Raw genomic sequence first — 19,631 nt, 5'->3', positions numbered from 1 at the left:
CCTCACAACTTAATGATTGTTTTCTTTTCATAAGATTCTTGCATTGCAATTGCAACCTCTGTACTTTTCAATCCATCAATACCTGTTATTGATGAAGGAACATTATTATTGATAGATTCTATAAATGCATTAATTTCATTAATAAATGCTAGTTTGAATCGTTCAGGAAAATGACCTGAAGTCGGTCTAACGACGCCGTTTTTGTCATAAAGTGTAACTAAGTTTTTCTCAGGTGCATTTCCGATTCTTATCATGCCTTCAGTTCCTATGATTTCTGTTTCAACATGGTATCCATGTTGTGCATTTCTTCCTGCTAATAAGTATGCGATTGTACCGTCATCTAATTCTGCCAGACATGCACCTGTTTCCAATTCTTCACATTCTGTTAATTCAGGTGCTGCTATGTTATTACCTAGTGAATAAACAGTTTTAAATTCTGAACCTGTGAACCAGCGTACTAGATCAATATCATGAATCGACATATCTAAAAATATGCCACCACTCGCACTGTTCTTCGCAAATTGGATAAAGCTATCTAACCCTGCACTAGGATCTATTCCATAACATCTCATTGCTGTAATTTTACCTAGTTCACCATTCTGAACAACGTCTTTAGCAAATTGGTAAGAATCATCAAATCTACGCATAAAACCTAACTGAAACACTTTGTCTGAGTGACTATTTATTTTTTCAACAACTTGTTTGATATTATCTAATTCAAGTCCAATAGGTTTTTCTGAAAAGACATGCAAACCTTTATCTAATGCTTGTGAAATTTGAACTGCATGAAATCCACTTGGTGAAACAATTACAACTGCATCTAGCTCATCGTTTTCTATCATTTCTGAATAGGATGTATAGCAATTTTTTACACCTAATTCATCTTTGGCGTATGCTAATTCTTGCTCAACAACACTTGCAACAGCGAATAATTCTGCGCCTTTCACATGATTAACAATGTTTTCTGCATGCACTTTTCCTAATCTACCTAAACCAACTTGACCAATTTTTATTTTTGTCATGTTATGAATCTCCTTATTAATATTGTTTTGCTTTTTTCATAGCTTGAACCTTTTCTTGATATGATGTATTTATATTTGATTTTTCACTATGTTCGGATACACCAACATTCCAGAATGATTCATATCCGTCAGTCATTGTTTTAGGTAAAGTCTTAATTTCTATTAATGTAGATTTTGTTTCTTTTTTAGCATCTTTAATTGCATCTTCTAAAGCTTGAAGACTGTTAACCTTGTATGAAACAGCACCATATCCTTCTGCAATTTTCTTATAATCTACATTCATGACTTTGCCGTTATAATCATTAAATTCAGTACAAAAACTTTCACTACCATTACCCATTTGTAAATTGTTGATACAACCAAATCCACTGTTATCAAATAATACAATGTTAATTTTATAGTTATATTGCAATGCAGTTAGTAATTCAGTGTGCAGCATCAAGAAACTTCCATCACCAACTAATGCATATACTTCTTTTTGGGGATTTGCTATTTTTGCACCAAGTGCAGCTGCAATTTCGTACCCCATCGTAGAATAACCATATTCCATATTGTAAGTATTAAATATATCGGTCTCCCACAATCTTTCTAAGTCTCCTGGTAAAGATCCAGCAGCGGCAACGATTATTGCATCATTATCGATTGTTTCATTAACTTTAATAACCGCATTTGTTTGTGGTAATTCCGTTTCTAAGGCTTCAATGTATTGATTAAGTTTTTCTTTACTAAAATGACCTGATATTTCAGCTTCAAAATCATTTTTATTAATATCTACATGAGATAATCTTTCTCTTTCTTCTGACCATTTATTTTTTAAATCATTTACTTCATCTAATGTATTAAATTGACATTTACTTAATGCTTTATCCAATAAACTAATTGATATTTTTGCGTCTCCAACTACTTGTATCGCATCTAATTTATAAGCATCAACTCTATTAACATTAATGTTTATAAATTTTGCATTATCAAAGTTAGCTACTGTCTTTGAGCTAGTTGTAAAGTCTGAATACCTTGTTCCAATACCAATAATGACATCAGCTTCTTTTGCATATAGATTGGCTGCTAAATTTCCTGTAACGCCAAGACCACCAAGATTCAATGGATGAGAGGCTTCTATTGTTGATTTACCTGCTTGAGTTTCTGCAATAGGAATATTCGTTTTTTCTATAAATGCTTTTATAGCATCTTGAGCTTCTGAATATTTAGCACCACCACCAACAATTAATAGTGGTTTTTTAGCTGTCTTCAATAGTTCAACTGCTGCATCTATTGATCTATTAGAAGGTTGAAGTCTATCAACATAATGTACGCGCTTTTCAAAAAATGTTTTTGGGAAATCGTATGACTCTCCTTGAACATCTTGGCTCAATGCTAATGTCACAGGACCCGCTGTTTGAGGGTTTGTCATGACCTCAAATGCACGAATTAAGGCAGACATGATTTGCTCAGGTCTCGTTATGCGATCAAAATATCTCGAAATTGGTTTTAACGCATCATTTGTAGTAATACCAATACTTTGAGGGTTTTCAATCTGTTGTAATACTGGATCTGGTTGACGAGTTGCAAATGTATCTCCTGGTAAAAATAATACTGGTATATGATTTGCTGCGGCTGTACCTGCTGCCGTTACAAGGTTAGCAGCACCTGGACCGACAGATGTTGTCACTGCAAATACTTTTTTTCGTAAACTTTGTTTACTAAAACCAATTGCTGTATGTGCCATACCTTGTTCATTTTTGCCTTGGATTATTTTTAATTCTTTTTGATAATTTGATAGTCCTTCTCCTAAACCAAGGACATTACCGTGGCCAAAAATATTCATGACACCTTCAACAAATCTTGTCTCTTTTCCATCAATCGAAATATATTGTTTCGTCAAAAATCTAACAATTGCTTCTCCAGTTGTTAACTTCACTGTATTAACCATGTTTAATACCACCTTAAGATTGTTCTTTAATTAAATTTTCTATTTTATCAACTGTAGGCATCGCTTCAGATGAACTATGACTACTTACAACAATCGCTGCTGAAGCTGCACCATATTTCAATGCTTCTTCAACTGACTTACCTTTAACTAATGCATAAATAAATGCGGCTGCGTATGAATCGCCAGCTCCAAATGTTTTAACGACATTGGCTTTAAATGCTTTACCTTCATAAGTATTGCCTTCTTTATCAAATGCATTTGAACCCTGCACACCGTGTTTAATGACAACTAAATGTGGATTAGCTTTAAATAATAGTTCACTAATTTCTTTGTCTGATAATGCTTTATATCTTTCGACCATATCAAATTCATCACGTGTTCCAATTACGACATCAGCTTGTTCAGCGACTAACTCATAGTAAATAGAAGTTTCTTCTTCGTCTTTCCAACTATAAGGTCTATAATCCAATTCAAAGATTACTTGTACATTATGTTTTTTCGCTAGTAACAGTGCTTTTAATACTGCTTCTCTTGATGGAGATTTAGCTAATGCCGTTCCTGAAATAAGCAAATATTCTGAATTTTTAACGTATGATTCATCTACATGTTCAGGCGCTAAATATAAATCTGCTACTTCTTCTCTATACATTAATATGCTAGACTCACTCGGACTTTTAATTTCTGTAAACGTTAAGCCGATTTTATGTCCATCTTCATCTACATGTATTTGAGAAGTATCAACACCTACTTCTTCAAAGTAATTCGTAATAAATCTTCCATGTTGATCATCTGATACATTGGCAATCATACCCACATCTAAACCTAACTTTGCTGTACCAATCATGATATTAGCTGGTGAGCCACCAACATATTTGCGAAATGATTCTGTTTCTTCCATTGGTCTATTAATTTCTATTGAGTTTAAATCTATTGCTGCACGACCTATTGCTATAATTTGTTTTTTATTAGACATTCACGTACACCCCTTATTCTCTATCAATAATCCATTCATGATCTGGTTGATTATAAAATTTCCAAACTTTTTTAGGTCCTGCCATAACATTTAAGTAATAACCATCGTAACCATCCGGTACAGCTACTGGATGATAACCTTTAGGCACAACAACAACATCACTATTCTCTACTGTCATCGTTTCATCTAATGAAAGGTCGTCTGTAAACACACGTTGAAAGACGAAACCTTTACTTGGATTCATTTCATGATAGTAAGTTTCTTCAAGTAATGATTCATTTGGTAAGTTATCAACGTCATGTTTATGTGGTGGATAGCTCGACCAATTACCTTGATCTGTATACACTTCAACGACAAGTAATTTTTCACTCGCTGTATGTGTATCAGGTAAAATATTATGAACATGTCGTTTATTTGAATATTTACCTCTATCTTCTACTGAGTTCTCAGATGCTGGGATTAATTGTGTTGCTCTTTCTTCATCTGCTGGTGAATAACAAAATACAACTCTTGAATCTTTATTCGCTTTAATCGTTACTTCATGATTTTTTGAAATATAGATACTGTCTGTTGGTATTTTTTCAAATACTGAATCTCTTGTTCCTAAATCTTCATAAGAACTTTCTCCATCTGACACATCAATATTGCCAGTTAAAGCGACAATACATAGTTCAAAATCACCTGTTGATTCTGTGTAAGTACCTTGTGATTTTATGTCTAACACTTTAAAACCAATATAAGCTAAATCAATATCTTCAGGTTTCAAATCATGTATTACTTGTACATCATCACTTAATGGATGATGTACAGGTTTATTTAATAATCGAGCCATCTCTATTTTTCACTCCTTAAAATTGTGGATTACCATGTCTAGCAGTTACGACTTTACGGTGTGTGTAGAAATCAATACTATCTTTACCGTTCGCATGTAATGAACCGTAGAATGATGATTTCCATCCAGAGAATGGGAAGATTGCCATTGGTGCTGGTACACCTAAATTAATACCTAACATACCTGCATCAATGTACTCTCTGAAGTATCTAATGGATGATGCACTGTCTGTAAATAAACATGCACCGTTCGCAAATTCAGATTGATTCGCTAATTGAATGCCTTCTTTTAGATCTTTTACTTTAACAAGTGATAGCACCGGTGCGAATATTTCATCTTGCCATAATTTCATATCAGTTGTAACATCTTCAAAAATAGTCGGTTTTACGAAGAAACCATCTTTGTTGTTGTCTTCTCTACCATCTAATACGAGTTTGGCACCTTCTTCGACACCTTGATCAACGTAATTTAATGTACGTTCAACATTTTCTTCTCTAATAACTGGACCTAAGAAAACATTATCTTCTAAGCCATTTCCGATAACGATATCTTTAGAAGCTTGTACAAGTTTTTCTTTAAATTCGTCATAAACACCTTCTTGAACAGCTACTACAGCTGCTGCCATACAACGTTCACCTGCTGATCCAAATGCTGCACCAATTACATCTTTAACTGCGCCATCAATGTTCGCATCATTTAAAATGATTGTATGGTTTTTAGCACCTGTTAAACATTGCGCACGTTTTAAGTTTTCAGTTGCTTTTTTATAAACATATTCACCTACTGGTTTAGAACCAACGAATGATACAGCTTTAATATGTTCATTTTCACAAATGCCATTCACAACATCATGTGCACCATGTACAACATTGAATACACCTTTTGGAAAACCTGCTTCTTCAATTAACTCTGCAAGTTTATTAACAAGTAATGGTGTCTTTTCAGAAGGTTTAATCACAAACGTATTACCTAACGAAATAGCCATCGGGAACATCCAACATGGCACCATCATTGGGAAGTTGAATGGTGTGATACCACCTACAACACCTACTGGATATCTATAGCTTGTTCCTTCTATATTTGTAGCGATACTTGAAAGTGAGTCACCCATCATTAAAGAAGGAGCACCTGCAGCGAATTCAACATTCTCAATACCTCTTTGTACTTCACCTAAAGCTTCTGTCGTATTCTTACCATTTTCTTTTGTAATAATTTCAGCTAATACTTCTCTATTGTCTGTTAGTAATTGTTGAAGTTTGAATAAAAGTCGAGCACGTTTAGGTACAGCAACTTCTTTCCATTCTTGAAACGCTTCATGTGCAATTTTTGCCGCTTCATCTAATTCTTCTCTAGTTGAAACAGGTACTTTAGCAATCACTTCTTTAGTAGCTGGATTGTATACATCTATTGTTTCCTTACTTTTTGACGCTTGCCATTGTCCATTAACGTAATTCTTTAAGATTTCTACCATTTACATATCCTCCAGTTATAAATATTAAAGTAACCGCTTTCATCACCTTTTAAAAAATGAGTATATATTGATTAACTATTGGTTACTTGTTGAGATAATATTATAATAACGAGTAGAATATGTCAAATTTTGAGTAACTTATATTTTTTATAGTTGTTATATAAGCAAATTTTGGGTATATTGTAAGAAATGGGGGAATCGTATATGAAATCTAAACGAATTTATGAAATAGAATCTTTCATAAAAAAAAACAAAACAGCTTCAATTGATGAATTGAAGGACACATTTAATGTATCTGTTAATACAATAAGGCGTGACATCAACCTTTTAGTAGATATGAATGTAGTTAAAAAAGTTTATGGTGGTATTGAAGTTATCGAGGATGAATATAAAGCGGTTGATTATCAAAAAAGAAATGTTGAGAATTATCAATCAAAAAAACATATCGGTCAATTAGCTGCTGCACATATCGAAACTAACGACATTATTTATATTGATACAGGAACAACAACAATACATGTATTAGATTATGTCGACAAAAAATTATCATTTACAATTATTACGAACAGTCTTGATATCATGAATAAAGCTTCACAATTTGAAAATGTAACTTTATTTATCATTGGCGAAAAATACAAACCACGTACACGATCATTCATAGGAATAGATACTAATATTTTATTGAATAAATTTAATATTAATAAATGCTTTATGGCAGCTACTGGTGTTAATATTCCAAATGGTCTATCTAATTCAGAGATGGAAGAAAATTTAATCAAACAACTTATTACAAAAAAAGCACGGGAAACTTATGTTTTAGCGGATAATAGTAAGATAGGACATTCAACATTACTAACATACTGCAATTTAAGTGACGTAGACAAAATAATTACTAATAAAGTACTCCCTCAAGAAATACAACAGTTCTGCGATGAAAATGATATTAAGGTACTATATTAGTTAATAAATATAACACGCGTGGATTTTGTGGGGCACTAACGATCTTGTTTTCCACTCTTGAGCGTTAGCGCCTCGTTTTTACACATTTTTTAAAATTTATTGACCGCTAACGATCTTGTTTTACTTTCTTGAACGTTAGAATTTCTAACGATCTTGTTTTCCACTCTTGAGCGTTAGCGCCTCGTTTTCGCGCATTTTTTTAAATTTATTACCCGCTAACGATCTTGTTTTACTTTCTTGAACGTTAGAATTTCTAACGATCTTGTTTTCGACTCTTGAGCGTTAGCGCCTCGTTTTTGCGCATTTTTTAAAATTTATTGACCGCTAACGATCTTGTTTCGGTTTCTTGAACGTTAGAATTTCTAACGATCTTGTTTTCGACTCTTGAGCGTTAGCGCCTCGTTTTTGCACATTTTTTAAAATTTATTGACCGCTAACGATCTTGTTTTACTTTCTTGAACGTTAGAATTTCTAACGATCTTGTTTTCGACTCTTGAGCGTTAGCGCCTCGTTTTCGCGCATAACAAAAAGACGTGATACTGCTATTTTCTATCGGTATCACGTCTTTATTTATCTTATATTATGATGTCAGGGCTATTTCATTATAGAATTCGTCTATATTTATGGATTGCCCGTGGTTCAGTCTTGATTCTTCTGCTGCGAATGCCATTAAGTGACTGATTAAGGATTTACTTGCTATTGATTTAGATACATTTTGATCTGAGCTATTAATTGCATCTATAAAATCTCTTATAATACCTTCGTCTCCTCCACCATGTCCACTGCTCACTTCTGGGAATTTAATGACTTTTTCTTCTCTTGTTAAAAAGTCAAAAATACTTATTTCATTTGTTTCCATATTTCCTCTTATTTCACCTTTTGTTCCCATTATTTGAACTATTCTTGTTTGTTCTCTTGTAAATGCGCTCATACTAAATGTTGCTGTTGCGCCATTTTCAAATTCCATATTCACAACTTGGTGATCGACAACGTCATTATCTGATTGGAAGACGCATATTCCATAATCCGTATGATTTAATCTTTCAATGATCGCTTCGTTAGAATTTTCTTCTGTAAATTTCATCGCCCATCCTCTACCGATACCTAAATAATACCTTCCAGCGTGAAATGGACATTCATTTTCTACTGGGCATCCGTCTAGACATCTTAATGGTGCGCCTTCTGGTTTGTTAGCTTCATTAAAGTACATCAATGAACCAAAGGAATTGATCCTTTTACAATCTTGATCCATGATATAACTGATAATATCCATATCATGGCAAGATTTAGCTAATATCATTGGACTTGACTGTTCTTTACTTTTCCAATTTCCCCTTACAAAACTATGAGACATATGCATATATTCTACATTTTCATTAAGTTGGATAGATGCAATCTGACCAATATCTCCATTTTGAACGATAGATTTTATTCTGCTCCAGAATGGTGTATATCTTAATACGTGACAAATCGTTAATGTTCTATCCATTTCTTTCGCTTTTTCTACCATTTTAATGCACTCTTCAGGACTAGGAGACATCGGTTTTTCAAGTAATACGTGATATCCTAAATCTAATGCTTTCATCGTTGGTTCAAAATGAGCTTTATCTTGAGTACATATAATTGCTATATCAGCTTCTGGCTTTAAGTCCAATAATGCTTTCCATGATTCTTGTACGTATCGTTCATCAAGATTATGGTGACTGCTTACACGTTCTCTTCTTTCTTTAACAGGTTCTGCTACCCCAATTAATTTAATTTTATGGGGTAAAGATTTTATCAAATTCGCGTAAACTCTTCCCCCACGGTCACCTGCACCTAATAAAATCGCTTTTTTTATACCCATTGAATCGTCCCCCTTTATCATTCAATAGTTTCATATTACTACTATAAAAGTAAAAAATCACACATTTATCATTATTTTTTGTTCATATTTGTTCAAAATTGTTATTATTATAAATAAAAAAACAGTAGGCATTCAAATTATAAAAATGAATGTCTACTGTTTAAATATTGATATATTCAATTAATGACCTTGATTTTGTTGCATTTGCATCAGTTCATCTGCTGTAAATTGTACATCAGTTCCAATAATAATTTGGATATTTTTATCACTAATTACTTTGTTTCCTAATGCGCCAGATTGTTTGATTTTTTCTTGATCAACAACGCTTGTATCTTCTAAAGTTAGACGAAGTCTTGTTGCACAGTGATCGATAACTTCTATATTATCATTACCACCAATTGCTTCATATATAAGCTTTGTCTTATTAGAAACTTTCACACCACTATTGTTTGTTGAAGTACCCGCTTCATCTTCTTCAAGACTAGGATCTTGCTTTGCCGCTTCTTCCATTAAGCCATCTCTACCTGGTGTCTTAAGATTAAATGTACGAATCGCAAAATCAAATACAACGAAGTATACGACACCCATAATCAAACCAAGGACAAGTAACATTAATGGCTTATTCGCAATTGGAATACTTAAACTTAATAAATAATCTATTAATCCTGCACTAAATGTAAATCCTGCAGTCCAATGGAATGTTGCTGCTATAAATAATGAAATACCTGTTAATAACGCATGAATTCCAAATAACATCGGTGCTGCTACTAAGAATGAGAATTCTAATGGTTCTGTGATACCAGTTACGAATGAAGCAATCGCTGCTGTAACCATTAAAGAACCTACTACTTTTCTGTTACGCTTTTCAGCATTTTTCCAAATCGCTAATGCTGCAGCTGGTAATCCAAACATCATAATTGGGAATAAGCCTGCTTGGTATCGACCAGTTATACCCGCTTCACCTTTACTAGACCAGAAGTTTGCAATATCATTAATACCTGCAATATCAAACCAGAATACTTGGTTTAACGCATGATGCAATCCAAATGGTAATAATAAACGGTTAAAGAATCCGTATAACCCTGCCCCAAGAGGACCAAGTTTAGAAATCATTTCCCCAAATGACACTAATCCATTATATACTGGTGGCCAAATAAACATAAGCGCGATAGAAATCACTAACATTGCCGCCGCTGATAATATCGGCACAAGACGTTTACCACTAAAGAAAGCAAACGCTGTTGGTAATTTCGTATCTTTAAATCTATTGTAAATTGCAGCTGTAACTAGACCACAAATAATCCCGATAAATACATTACTAATACCCGTAAATGCGATATCAACTTTATCCTCAGCAATATGCAATACTTTCGCCATTGCTTCTGGCTTTAGTACTTGTGTAACCACTAAAAATGATACAAGTCCACTAAGTGCAGCTGCTCCATTTTTATCTTTAGACATACCGAATGCTAACCCTACTGCAAATAGTATTGGTAAATTATTAATAACGGCTAAACCACCATTTGCTAAAAAGTTCGCAACGCTATTTCCTTCCCCGTTAATTGCACCTGAATCAATAAAAGATGCGATACCTAAAAGTAACCCAGCTACCGGTAAAATGGAAATAGGTAGCATTAGAGACTGTGCAAATTTTTGCATATAAGCCTTCATATTTTTCTCCCCTTATATATTTGTTGGAAACGTAATCTCTATTACATATTTACCACAAAAAACATTTGATGTATATAACGAATTAATATTTCAAAAACTTAAAATAATCAATTAATAATTTTTAACAAAAAATAATAAGCATTTCGTTAATATTTATATCAACATACTTTCTAAAAAATTAAGAGCCTGCAACAATTTCAATGTTTCAGACTCTTATACGCTTATTTATTCACTTTTTTAACAACTGATGACTTCAATCCGATTTGTCCAAAGCCAGGTATTTTACAATCAATGTCATGACCATCTTCTGGGTCTACTAATTTGATACCTTTAACTTTTGTACCTTGTTTAATAGAATTAGATGATCCTTTTACTTTTAAATCTTTAATGACCGTTACAGTATCTCCATCATTTAATTCAACACCATTTACATCTTTAATAACTGTGTTTTCTTCATTTGATGCATCTTCGTCGTTTATAGACCATTCATGATTACACATAGGACAAATATAAAATTGTCCATCCTCGTAAGTATATTCTGAATCACATTTAGGGCAATTTGGTAATGTTGCTTCCATCTTTCAACCTCCGAAAGTTTATAATAACCTCTATAATTTATCACATTTTCATAAATACTGGTATTGGATTTTTCATAAATTTAAGGTTTCATGATGATATATGACGTAATCGCTTTTACTTTAGCATCTTTTTTATGATTTTCAAATTCATACATTTCAGCAAAATAAATTTCCTCACCAGAATTCAATATAATTGTGCCATGTGAAGAAGCTTCTTTACCGTGCGTAAGCATTGATTTAATTTCAAGGCTAGATACTTTTTGCAAGTGTTCATTTATTTCTTCTAAAAATGCTTTTCTACCCTTTAATTCAAAAGAACCCGGTACTTTCCATACTAAATCATCTGTTAGCCATTCAGTGAGATACTTTTCATCACCAACTAGTGAAGCAATCACAATGTCTCTAATAATTCTTCTTTTTGGTGCATTATCACATTTTAAATCTCCCAGTACAGTGAATTTTACATTTTTTAAATCATCATCTAATTGACTAAATGATAACCCTTGTTCTACTAATGCTTCTTTCAAAATGCCTATTGCTTTTGGTCCCATACCATGTAGTTTCGCCAAATTATGTTCATCTAATTGAGCAACCTGTTCTAACGTCGTAATGTTGATCGTATTCAAAGCATTTGTTGCTGGTTTCCCTATTTTCGGCAAATTTGTCATCCGAACACAGCTCCCTTTATGAAATGTCTTTTCGTTTAAACCCTATAAATCCAATCATGATGAGCACTATAGATATTATGATTAATATACTTATACCCGAATAATTCATATCTTCAACAGGTATTTCAGGAATATGATGAAATGGCGTTATATCTTTTAACCAGTCTTTAATATTTAACAATTGTCCTAAGTAAACGACAAAAAATGTATAAGTTAAATATAAATAAACAATAAAGTGTCCTTTATTAAACCATCCTAAAAGTACAACACCGAGTGCTACGAAAGATATAATGGCTGGTATATGCACAATCCCTGCCTTTATTATTGTCCAAAAACTAAATGGATCATCTAACACAGATGCTTGGGCAATATACAAACCGAATGCAGCTATAAAAATCATAAAAATAGCATTAAATAATGAAACAACTAAATAACTACTCAACAATTTAATTCTTGAAATAGGTCGAGACATTATAAGTTCTATTCGATGAGTATCTAATTCGTTTTTTATTTTGTATAAACTTAATAGTGCAGGTATTGTTGATACGATAGCCATTATAATCATTAAAATAGGTAAGAATGCTTCTATATAATGATCACCTTTACCAGCTACCATTTGCTGCAACATTTCATTATCTTTGATAAAATCGTCTAACTCACCAAATACTGATCCATATGAAGCCCCAAATACAAGCATTCCTATTGCCCAGGAAATAAGCCCTACTTTATACAATTTAAGTTGTAAACCGAGTGGAGATAACCATAGTTTATGTGCAGTTCTTTTACCTGGTTTAGAAGGCAGTATGCCAGACTCTATATCCCTTCTAAAATAAAGTATCATCGCTATCATCAATAATATAATAGCCGTTATCAAAGTTATGACGATTGGCCACCAATTATTTTCAGAATAAGCAAACGTTCTTGTAATCCATCCTAGAGGTGAAACCATAGAAATATCTTCATTTATGACATCACCAACCGCTCTCACTAAATAGCTTAAGAGCAGTACTGTAATACTATAGCCTGTAACACTACTACTTGTTTCAGTTAACTGTGCGAATATAGCTGTCATCATACCAAATAGAATACCAATTGCCCCTAATGAAACTGCATAAACAATTGAACCTTGCCAATCCACACTATCAATATTCATTAAAGGTAATATCACCATAATCAAAATGGTTATCATGATATTCACAATAATCATCTCAATAAGTGCACTTACGAGAGGTGATACTTTTCCAACTGGCAATGCTCTAATCATTTCAATACGACCTGCAGATTCATCTCCTCTTGTACTTTTTGAAACAAGTAAAATACTCATTATTGCAACGAGAATACCTGTAAATAGTAACATCTCGTGTGTAAATAACACACCAACTGATACGTGTTCAAATTGACCTGGTCCTAACATTGCTTCCATTGCAGGATTTTTAGAAGTTTCAACAATTGGTTGCATATCTGATTGGTGTGGATACATACTTTTAAATGTTGATGGAATGATAACTGTTAAAACGACAATACCTAATATCCAAAACAGCATTTTCCATTTATGAGTCTTGAGGTAAAATAACGTTAATTGTCCAACACCGCTAAAGAGATTATTCATATTACTCACCTCTTTCAATATTCACACCATAATGTCTCATAAATAAATCTTCTAATGTAGGTGGCATACTTTCTAATTTCAGCAACTCAAATCGACTTAAATATTTAATAATATTAGAAACTTGCTCTGAATCCACTTGAAAATGATACGTCTCTCCTTCTTTAGAAATATCATGTACACCATCTTGCTCTTCTAAATCTGTTAAAGCTTCTTTAGACTGAACGACGAAATGCATTCTCGTTAAATGTCTCAAATCATCCAACGTTCCCATTTCTACGATTTCACCTTTTCTAATAATGCCGACTCGGTCACATAGTTTTTCTACTTCACTTAATATATGACTTGATAATAGAACACTTTTGCCCTCTTTTTTCTTTTCTAATACACATGATTGGAATACTTGTTCCATTAAAGGATCCAATCCAGATGTAGGTTCATCTAATATAAGCAGTTGTGCATCAGTAGTAAATGCAGCGATAAGTGCAACTTTCTGTCTATTACCTTTAGAATACGACCCACATTTTTTAGTAGGGTCTAAATCAAATTTTTTAATTAGTTCATCTCTTTTCTCATTATTTTTAGTGCCACTTAATTTCAGAAATAAATCTATCACTTCTCCACCTGTTAAGTTTGGCCACAAATTCACATCACCTGGAACATAGGCAACTTGTTTATGAATTTGAACTGCATCTTTCCAAGCATCTTTATCAAATGCCTCAATAGTACCAGAATCAGGTTTAAGCATCCCTAAAATTGCTTTAATGGTCGTAGATTTCCCTGAACCATTCGGACCAATAAAACCAAATATTTCTCCTTCTTCAACAGTGAAATTTACACCGTTTAAAGCTTTAAATTTACCAAACGTCTTCGTAACATCATTTACTTTTAACAATGTCATATTAATCACGATCCTTATAGAAGATTTTACGCATTTCCTTTATATATAAATCGAATTCATCATAAAAGCTTTGATAATCATTCTGCTCGATCATTTGATGCGTTATTCGTGTCTTCATAGATTCTGCTAAACCATCAATCGAGTACTTTATAATATTGATAGACATTTCAACATTTAAATTATCTTTAAAAAGATCCTTATCTAAATCTTCAAATAGAGCATTTTGAACTTTACTTTGTAATTGTTTAATATGTTGGTCTTGTTCTTCAGATATATAATGATGTTCAGATTCCTCCAGAACAATTTTCGTTAAAAACTTCGACATATGAGGATGAATCGTCATTAAATTAGATTTTATTTTTGCTTGTTTAACTAACCTATTAAAAATATCTTTCTCAGAAGTATCAATCTGTTTAAAATAATATTCCTCAATGAAATCTAATGAATAATCCACAAGAAATTTAAATAGTCCTTTTTTATTTTTAAAGTAATAAAAAAGCATCCCTTTACCAATACCAGCATTTTCAACAATACGATTCGTAGAACTTTGTTGATAGCCATAATTAGAGAACTCCATCAGCCCTGAATTGATTATTTTTTGACGCTTTTCTTCATCTAAGTTATAGAATGCATCATTCATCATATACACCTTCCGAAATATATTAGACCAGTTCGGTCGACTACATCATAACGCTATCGACCACATTGGTCAATTATTATTACTAAATAAAAAAGCCGCCAATTCGCAAAATACGAATTGGTGGCTTTTTTAGTACTTACAGCACTATGTACTGACCCCTTTGTTTGCATACACAGATAAAAAATAAATCCAATTTAAATTAAAGACCTAAAGCTGTAATCAAATCTACGATTGGTTGTAAGATACTTGTTAACATAAGAAACCTCCTCCTTTGTTTAAGTTATTCTTATTCTATATCAAATAATTATAAGTACATAAAATGAGTAAACTTACATTACTCATCGTGTTATATATCCTCACCTTTGTCTTACATTTAAAAACATTTATTTATATTAATATGCAAAATACAAATAATCGTAGTATAATGCTTTTTATATTGTTTTTTAAATCTTATTGTTTACATATGTTTTATTGCATCTAAGGAGAGCGAATAGAAAATGGAAAATCATGAGTTAAAAAGAAGTATGTCTAACCGGCATATTCAGTTAATTGCTATTGGTGGCGCGATTGGTACCGGTCTTTTTCTTGGGGCTGGTAAGAGTATTTCATTAGCGGGTCCATCTATTTTATTAGTTTATATTATTATTGGTTTTTTCTTATTTATTATGATGAGAGCTTTAGGGGAATTATTACTTTCAAATAGTAACTATAATTCTTTCATTGATATTGCTGAACATTATTTAGGTCCTTTATTCGGGTTTTTAACTGGATGGACGTATTGGTTTTGTTGGGTTGCAACGGGTATAGCGGATATTACGGCGGTGGCTAAGTATATTCAGTTTTGGTATCCTGATGTTCCTGCATATGTTTCTGCAATTGCGACTGTTGTTATACTCTTAGGTTTAAATCTTATGACTGTTAAATTATTTGGTGAGGTCGAATTCTGGTTCGCGCTTATTAAAATTATCGCCATTATATTATTAATTGTTATAGGTTTATGGATGATATTTAATGGATTTAAATCTAGTACAGGTATTCAATCCGGATTTCATAATTTATATAGTCATAATGGTTTCTTCCCAAATGGTGCTATGGGCTTCTTACTGGCATTCCAAATGGCGGTATTTAGCTTTGTAGGAATTGAACTTGTAGGTGTTACAGCACGTGAAACGAAAGATCCTGAAAAGAATTTACCTAAAGCGGTTAATTCTATCGGTATTCGTATTTTAATTTTCTATGTATTAAGTTTATTAATCATTATGAGTATTACACCTTGGAATAAAATTGATCCTGCTGAAAGTCCATTTGTTAATTTATTTGTATTAGCTGGTATTCCAGCTGCTGCGGGTATTGTTAACTTTGTTGTGTTAACTTCAGCTGCTAGTGCTGCAAACAGTGGATTATTCAGTAATAGTCGTATGGTTTATGGTTTAGGTCAAACAGGTCATGCTCCTGAAGGATTAAGCAAGACAAATAAACGTGGTGTCCCTTATCCAGCATTAATCTTCTCAGGTGTTGTATTATTCTTCGCTGCGATATTAAATTATTTTATACCGGATGATGTATTTACACTCGTTACGACATTGGCTACGATATTCTTTATTTTTATTTGGTCTATCATTTTAATTTGCTATATCAAATTTAGAAAAGAAGATAAATCTTTACATGAAAAATCTAAATTCAAAAACCCATTTGGTGTGATTGGATCATATCTTGCATTAATATTCTTTGTATTTGTATTAGTTATTTTGTTCTTTGCAAATGATACACGTACAGCATTAATGTACTCACCATTATGGATTATACTATTGCTTGTTGTTTATTATTTGAATCAGCGCAAGCAATCTACTTCAAATGAATAAATCTTATAAACAGTAAACATCGTCATATGACATGTTTGCTGTTTTTTTATTGAACAAATGTTATATACCATCGAATAATATTTAAATTCTTGTTATATATTGAATGCAATTAATAGTGTAATATTTATCTATATATTCTAAATTTTTAGAAAATACTATTAACTTCTTGATTTAGATATGCTAAAGTTTGACTATTAACTTTAAAAAGGAGGGAATGCTAATGGTTAGTGAACCGCTTATTTCAGCAACAATACTATTCGCATTAATCGTTCTCGGGGAAATTATATCTTATCTTACAAAGGCTCGTGTACCAATGCTCTTAACAGCAATGGTCAGTTACTTGCTTTTATCTTGGGCAGGCGTCTTACCTGAAAAGATATTAGATAATGCCATTTTACCCTCACTTGGTGCGCTTATTATTGCACCAGTTATCATGCATATGGGTACAATGATGCCGCTTCATATACTTAAATCACAATGGAAAGCAGTTGTTATATCAATATTAGGTATATTGGGTTCTACAACCTTAATATTAGTCTTCGTTACGCTCCTATTTGATTTCCGTACTGCCGCTTCAGGTGTTGGACCTATTGCTGGAGGTATCGTCGCGCTGCTCATCACAGTCGAAAAGCTTCAAGATTTAGGATTGGCAAATCTTATTGTTTTACCAGCTATCGTTCAGGCACTTCAAGGTGTTATTGGTATGCCATTAAGTTCTATTCTTATGAAGCGCTATTCAAAATATTACTTAGCAAATAGACATTCAGATAAAAATGTCGCTAATATTTCTAATAAAAATGAATCCAAGAAAGAAACGATATTTAATAAGAATCCGTTACTTCAAAACAATGTCATCAGACTCTTTATTATGTTCTTCTTAGCAAGTATTGCCTTCATGATTGGTGAAGTAACAGGCATTCATTTCACGCTCATCAGTTTATTATTTGGTGTCATCGGTTTGAAAATTGGATTATTTGAACAAAAAGAACTGGAACGTAATCAATCATTTACAATTATGATGGTTATTATCATTTTAATCGTTATCGGTTCTATGGGCGGCATTAAACCACATGATTTATGGGAATACCTACCTGCTATTTTATCTATTCTTGTTATAGGTACAATTGGTATTTTAATTGGTGGATTTATCGGTGCTAAATTAATTGGATGGAAACCAACTAAAGCATTACCTGTTGCTTTAACCGCATTATATGGTTTCCCAGGTGATTTTATTTTATGTGAAGAAGTCAGTCGATCTGTTACTGATAATGAGGAAGACAGAGAAGATGTATTTAATGAGTTATTGAGCCCAATGATTATTGGTGGGTTTACAACAGTTACAGTAGCATCTGTTATTTTAACATCTATATTAATGAACTTTATTAAGTAATTGAGGAGGACTTAGATATGATTATAAAAAACATCAATTTAATAGACGGTACTGGAAAAGACATTCAACGAGGTGTTGATATAAAGGTTGAAAATAATGTCATTTCTGAAATTGGTACTCATTTAAATGGCGATAATATAATAGAAGGAAATGGTCAATATCTATTACCTGGTATGATTGATAGTCACGTACATGTTATGTTGGAAATGGAACCTTTAGAGAGAAGATTAGCTACACCTTTTTCATATAACTTCTACAAAGCAATTGATCATTTAAAACGAACAGTTGATGCAGGTGTTACAACCGTTCGAGATGCTTTAGGCGCAGATTTAGGTTTAAAAGAAGCTGTGAATGATGGTTTAATACTCGGACCACGTTTACAAATAAGTGTTAACGCATTAACCATTACAGGTGGCCATGGAGACAGTTATACTAAATCTGGTATACAACTCCCTATTTTGCAAGATGGCTATCCTGGATTACCGAGTGGTATATGTGATGGTGTGAATGAAGTCCGTAAAAAAGCACGCGAAATGTTAAGAGCTGGTGCTGATGTATTAAAAGTACATGCAACGGGTGGTGTAACAAGTGCAACTGACCATCCAGATTATACGCAATTCTCATTAGAAGAATTAAAAGTCATTGTAGAAGAAGCTCAATTTAGAAATAATCGAAAAGTTATGGCGCATGCTCAAGGGTTGCAAGGTGTTAAACAATGTATAGAAGCAGGCATTCACTCAATTGAGCATGGTATCTATTTAGATGATGAAGCTGTTCAATTAATGAAAGAAAAAGAAATGTATCTCGTACCTACATTACTCGCACCTCTTTCCGTTATAGAATTCGCTGAAGAACTAGGTATGAGTGAAAATTCTATTAAGAAATCTAAACAAGTCATGCAAGACCATATTGATAGCTTTAAAAAAGCCCATCAAGCTGGTGTGAAAATAGCAATGGGTACTGATGCAGGTGTCTTCAAACATGGAACTAATTTAAGAGAATTAGAGCTTATGGTTGAACACGGCATGACAGAAATGGAAGCCATTGTTTCGTCTACTAAGACAGCTGCTGAATGTTTAGGTTATGACGAAGACTTAGGTACAATTGAAGTAGGCAAGAAAGCAGACTTTATTTTACTAGATCAAAATCCTTTAGAAGATATCAAAGTATTAAGAGATCCAAATAACATTAAAGTTGTTTCAATAGACGGTCAAATCGTCAAAGACATTAGATAATATCATAGTATTTAAAAATGTATTCTAGAAATAGATACATATGAAA

Annotated in this window: 16 protein-coding genes; 4 read left to right on the top strand and 12 right to left on the bottom strand. The window is 32.8% G+C overall.

Annotation, left to right across the window (positions count from 1 at the left end):
• Positions 1–2 precede the first annotated feature (2 nt).
• From LQ679_RS10445 to LQ679_RS10425, 5 genes are read right to left on the bottom strand one after another with little or no spacing between them, the layout of a single operon-like run.
• A complete protein-coding gene (locus LQ679_RS10445) occupies positions 3–1,022 on the bottom strand; it encodes a Gfo/Idh/MocA family protein (RefSeq protein WP_037590350.1) in 1,020 nt (339 codons plus the stop codon).
• Between the two features lie 16 nt (positions 1,023–1,038).
• Entirely contained in the window at positions 1,039–2,952 is a 1,914-nt protein-coding gene (gene iolD / locus LQ679_RS10440) for a 3D-(3,5/4)-trihydroxycyclohexane-1,2-dione acylhydrolase (decyclizing) (RefSeq protein WP_239762677.1), read from the bottom strand.
• Positions 2,953–2,965: 13 nt separating this feature from the next.
• A complete protein-coding gene (iolC, locus tag LQ679_RS10435; protein WP_084755318.1) occupies positions 2,966–3,925 on the bottom strand; it encodes a 5-dehydro-2-deoxygluconokinase in 960 nt (319 codons plus the stop codon).
• A 13-nt stretch (positions 3,926–3,938) separates the two neighbouring features.
• On the bottom strand, positions 3,939–4,757 hold the full coding sequence (gene iolB / locus LQ679_RS10430; protein ID WP_126477340.1) for a 5-deoxy-glucuronate isomerase: 819 nt from the start codon (positions 4,755–4,757) through the stop codon (positions 3,939–3,941).
• A gap of 16 nt (positions 4,758–4,773) precedes the next feature.
• On the bottom strand, positions 4,774–6,228 hold the full coding sequence (locus LQ679_RS10425) for a CoA-acylating methylmalonate-semialdehyde dehydrogenase (RefSeq protein WP_103360919.1): 1,455 nt from the start codon (positions 6,226–6,228) through the stop codon (positions 4,774–4,776).
• Between the two features lie 204 nt (positions 6,229–6,432).
• Here LQ679_RS10425 and LQ679_RS10420 point away from each other — a divergent pair, with 204 nt between their 5' ends.
• Positions 6,433–7,188, top strand: a complete 756-nt coding sequence (locus LQ679_RS10420; protein WP_185805808.1) for a DeoR/GlpR family DNA-binding transcription regulator — start codon at positions 6,433–6,435, stop codon at positions 7,186–7,188.
• A 580-nt stretch (positions 7,189–7,768) separates the two neighbouring features.
• Here the strand turns inward: LQ679_RS10420 and LQ679_RS10415 are convergent.
• From LQ679_RS10415 to LQ679_RS10385, 7 genes are all read right to left on the bottom strand, one after another.
• Positions 7,769–9,034 carry a Gfo/Idh/MocA family oxidoreductase gene (locus tag LQ679_RS10415; RefSeq protein WP_239762675.1) on the bottom strand — a complete coding sequence of 422 codons (1,266 nt, stop codon included), beginning with the start codon at positions 9,032–9,034 and terminating at the stop codon, positions 7,769–7,771.
• Positions 9,035–9,214: 180 nt separating this feature from the next.
• Positions 9,215–10,705, bottom strand: a complete 1,491-nt coding sequence (gene nagE / locus LQ679_RS10410; protein WP_239762673.1) for an N-acetylglucosamine-specific PTS transporter subunit IIBC — start codon at positions 10,703–10,705, stop codon at positions 9,215–9,217.
• A gap of 221 nt (positions 10,706–10,926) precedes the next feature.
• The gene (locus LQ679_RS10405) at positions 10,927–11,283 is read right to left on the bottom strand and encodes a zinc ribbon domain-containing protein YjdM (RefSeq protein WP_025904427.1); all 357 of its coding nucleotides are present in this window, start codon (positions 11,281–11,283) and stop codon (positions 10,927–10,929) included.
• Positions 11,284–11,363: 80 nt separating this feature from the next.
• Positions 11,364–11,951, bottom strand: a complete 588-nt coding sequence (locus tag LQ679_RS10400) for a helix-hairpin-helix domain-containing protein (protein ID WP_239762671.1) — start codon at positions 11,949–11,951, stop codon at positions 11,364–11,366.
• Positions 11,952–11,967: 16 nt separating this feature from the next.
• Entirely contained in the window at positions 11,968–13,560 is a 1,593-nt protein-coding gene (locus LQ679_RS10395; protein WP_239762670.1) for an ABC transporter permease, read from the bottom strand.
• Position 13,561: 1 nt separating this feature from the next.
• Positions 13,562–14,458 carry an ABC transporter ATP-binding protein gene (locus LQ679_RS10390; RefSeq protein ID WP_239762668.1) on the bottom strand — a complete coding sequence of 299 codons (897 nt, stop codon included), beginning with the start codon at positions 14,456–14,458 and terminating at the stop codon, positions 13,562–13,564.
• 1 nt (position 14,459) lies between these two features.
• A complete protein-coding gene (locus LQ679_RS10385) occupies positions 14,460–15,098 on the bottom strand; it encodes a TetR/AcrR family transcriptional regulator (RefSeq protein WP_049319534.1) in 639 nt (212 codons plus the stop codon).
• A 497-nt stretch (positions 15,099–15,595) separates the two neighbouring features.
• On the opposite strand from LQ679_RS10385, the gene LQ679_RS10380 reads away from it, so the two are divergent.
• The 3 genes from LQ679_RS10380 to LQ679_RS10370 all read left to right on the top strand — a co-directional run bounded on the left by LQ679_RS10380 (position 15,596) and on the right by LQ679_RS10370 (position 19,585).
• Positions 15,596–16,960: an amino acid permease gene (locus LQ679_RS10380; protein WP_196307620.1), complete on the top strand. Its 1,365-nt coding sequence runs from the start codon at positions 15,596–15,598 to the stop codon at positions 16,958–16,960.
• Between the two features lie 220 nt (positions 16,961–17,180).
• Positions 17,181–18,350 carry a hypothetical protein gene (locus LQ679_RS10375; protein WP_037590096.1) on the top strand — a complete coding sequence of 390 codons (1,170 nt, stop codon included), beginning with the start codon at positions 17,181–17,183 and terminating at the stop codon, positions 18,348–18,350.
• A gap of 17 nt (positions 18,351–18,367) precedes the next feature.
• Positions 18,368–19,585: a metal-dependent hydrolase family protein gene (locus LQ679_RS10370; RefSeq protein WP_159316158.1), complete on the top strand. Its 1,218-nt coding sequence runs from the start codon at positions 18,368–18,370 to the stop codon at positions 19,583–19,585.
• The last annotated feature ends 46 nt before the right edge of the window (positions 19,586–19,631 follow it).

Source organism: Mammaliicoccus sp. I-M35, from assembly GCF_022386455.1.
Lineage (GTDB): Bacteria > Bacillota > Bacilli > Staphylococcales > Staphylococcaceae > Mammaliicoccus > Mammaliicoccus sciuri_A.
The sequence above is the reverse complement of the archived record's forward strand: the minus strand, read 5'-3'. Positions and strand labels throughout refer to the sequence as shown.

Coding starts and splice junctions, on each gene's coding strand:
- LQ679_RS10445 (WP_037590350.1), bottom strand. CDS start 1,022: ATGACAAAAATAAAAATTGGTCAAGTTGGTTTAGGTAGATTAGGAAAA.
- iolD (WP_239762677.1), bottom strand. CDS start 2,952: ATGGTTAATACAGTGAAGTTAACAACTGGAGAAGCAATTGTTAGATTT.
- iolC (WP_084755318.1), bottom strand. CDS start 3,925: ATGTCTAATAAAAAACAAATTATAGCAATAGGTCGTGCAGCAATAGAT.
- iolB (WP_126477340.1), bottom strand. CDS start 4,757: ATGGCTCGATTATTAAATAAACCTGTACATCATCCATTAAGTGATGAT.
- LQ679_RS10425 (WP_103360919.1), bottom strand. CDS start 6,228: ATGGTAGAAATCTTAAAGAATTACGTTAATGGACAATGGCAAGCGTCA.
- LQ679_RS10420 (WP_185805808.1), top strand. CDS start 6,433: ATGAAATCTAAACGAATTTATGAAATAGAATCTTTCATAAAAAAAAAC.
- LQ679_RS10415 (WP_239762675.1), bottom strand. CDS start 9,034: ATGGGTATAAAAAAAGCGATTTTATTAGGTGCAGGTGACCGTGGGGGA.
- nagE (WP_239762673.1), bottom strand. CDS start 10,705: ATGAAGGCTTATATGCAAAAATTTGCACAGTCTCTAATGCTACCTATT.
- LQ679_RS10405 (WP_025904427.1), bottom strand. CDS start 11,283: ATGGAAGCAACATTACCAAATTGCCCTAAATGTGATTCAGAATATACT.
- LQ679_RS10400 (WP_239762671.1), bottom strand. CDS start 11,951: ATGACAAATTTGCCGAAAATAGGGAAACCAGCAACAAATGCTTTGAAT.
- LQ679_RS10395 (WP_239762670.1), bottom strand. CDS start 13,560: ATGAATAATCTCTTTAGCGGTGTTGGACAATTAACGTTATTTTACCTC.
- LQ679_RS10390 (WP_239762668.1), bottom strand. CDS start 14,458: ATGACATTGTTAAAAGTAAATGATGTTACGAAGACGTTTGGTAAATTT.
- LQ679_RS10385 (WP_049319534.1), bottom strand. CDS start 15,098: ATGAATGATGCATTCTATAACTTAGATGAAGAAAAGCGTCAAAAAATA.
- LQ679_RS10380 (WP_196307620.1), top strand. CDS start 15,596: ATGGAAAATCATGAGTTAAAAAGAAGTATGTCTAACCGGCATATTCAG.
- LQ679_RS10375 (WP_037590096.1), top strand. CDS start 17,181: ATGGTTAGTGAACCGCTTATTTCAGCAACAATACTATTCGCATTAATC.
- LQ679_RS10370 (WP_159316158.1), top strand. CDS start 18,368: ATGATTATAAAAAACATCAATTTAATAGACGGTACTGGAAAAGACATT.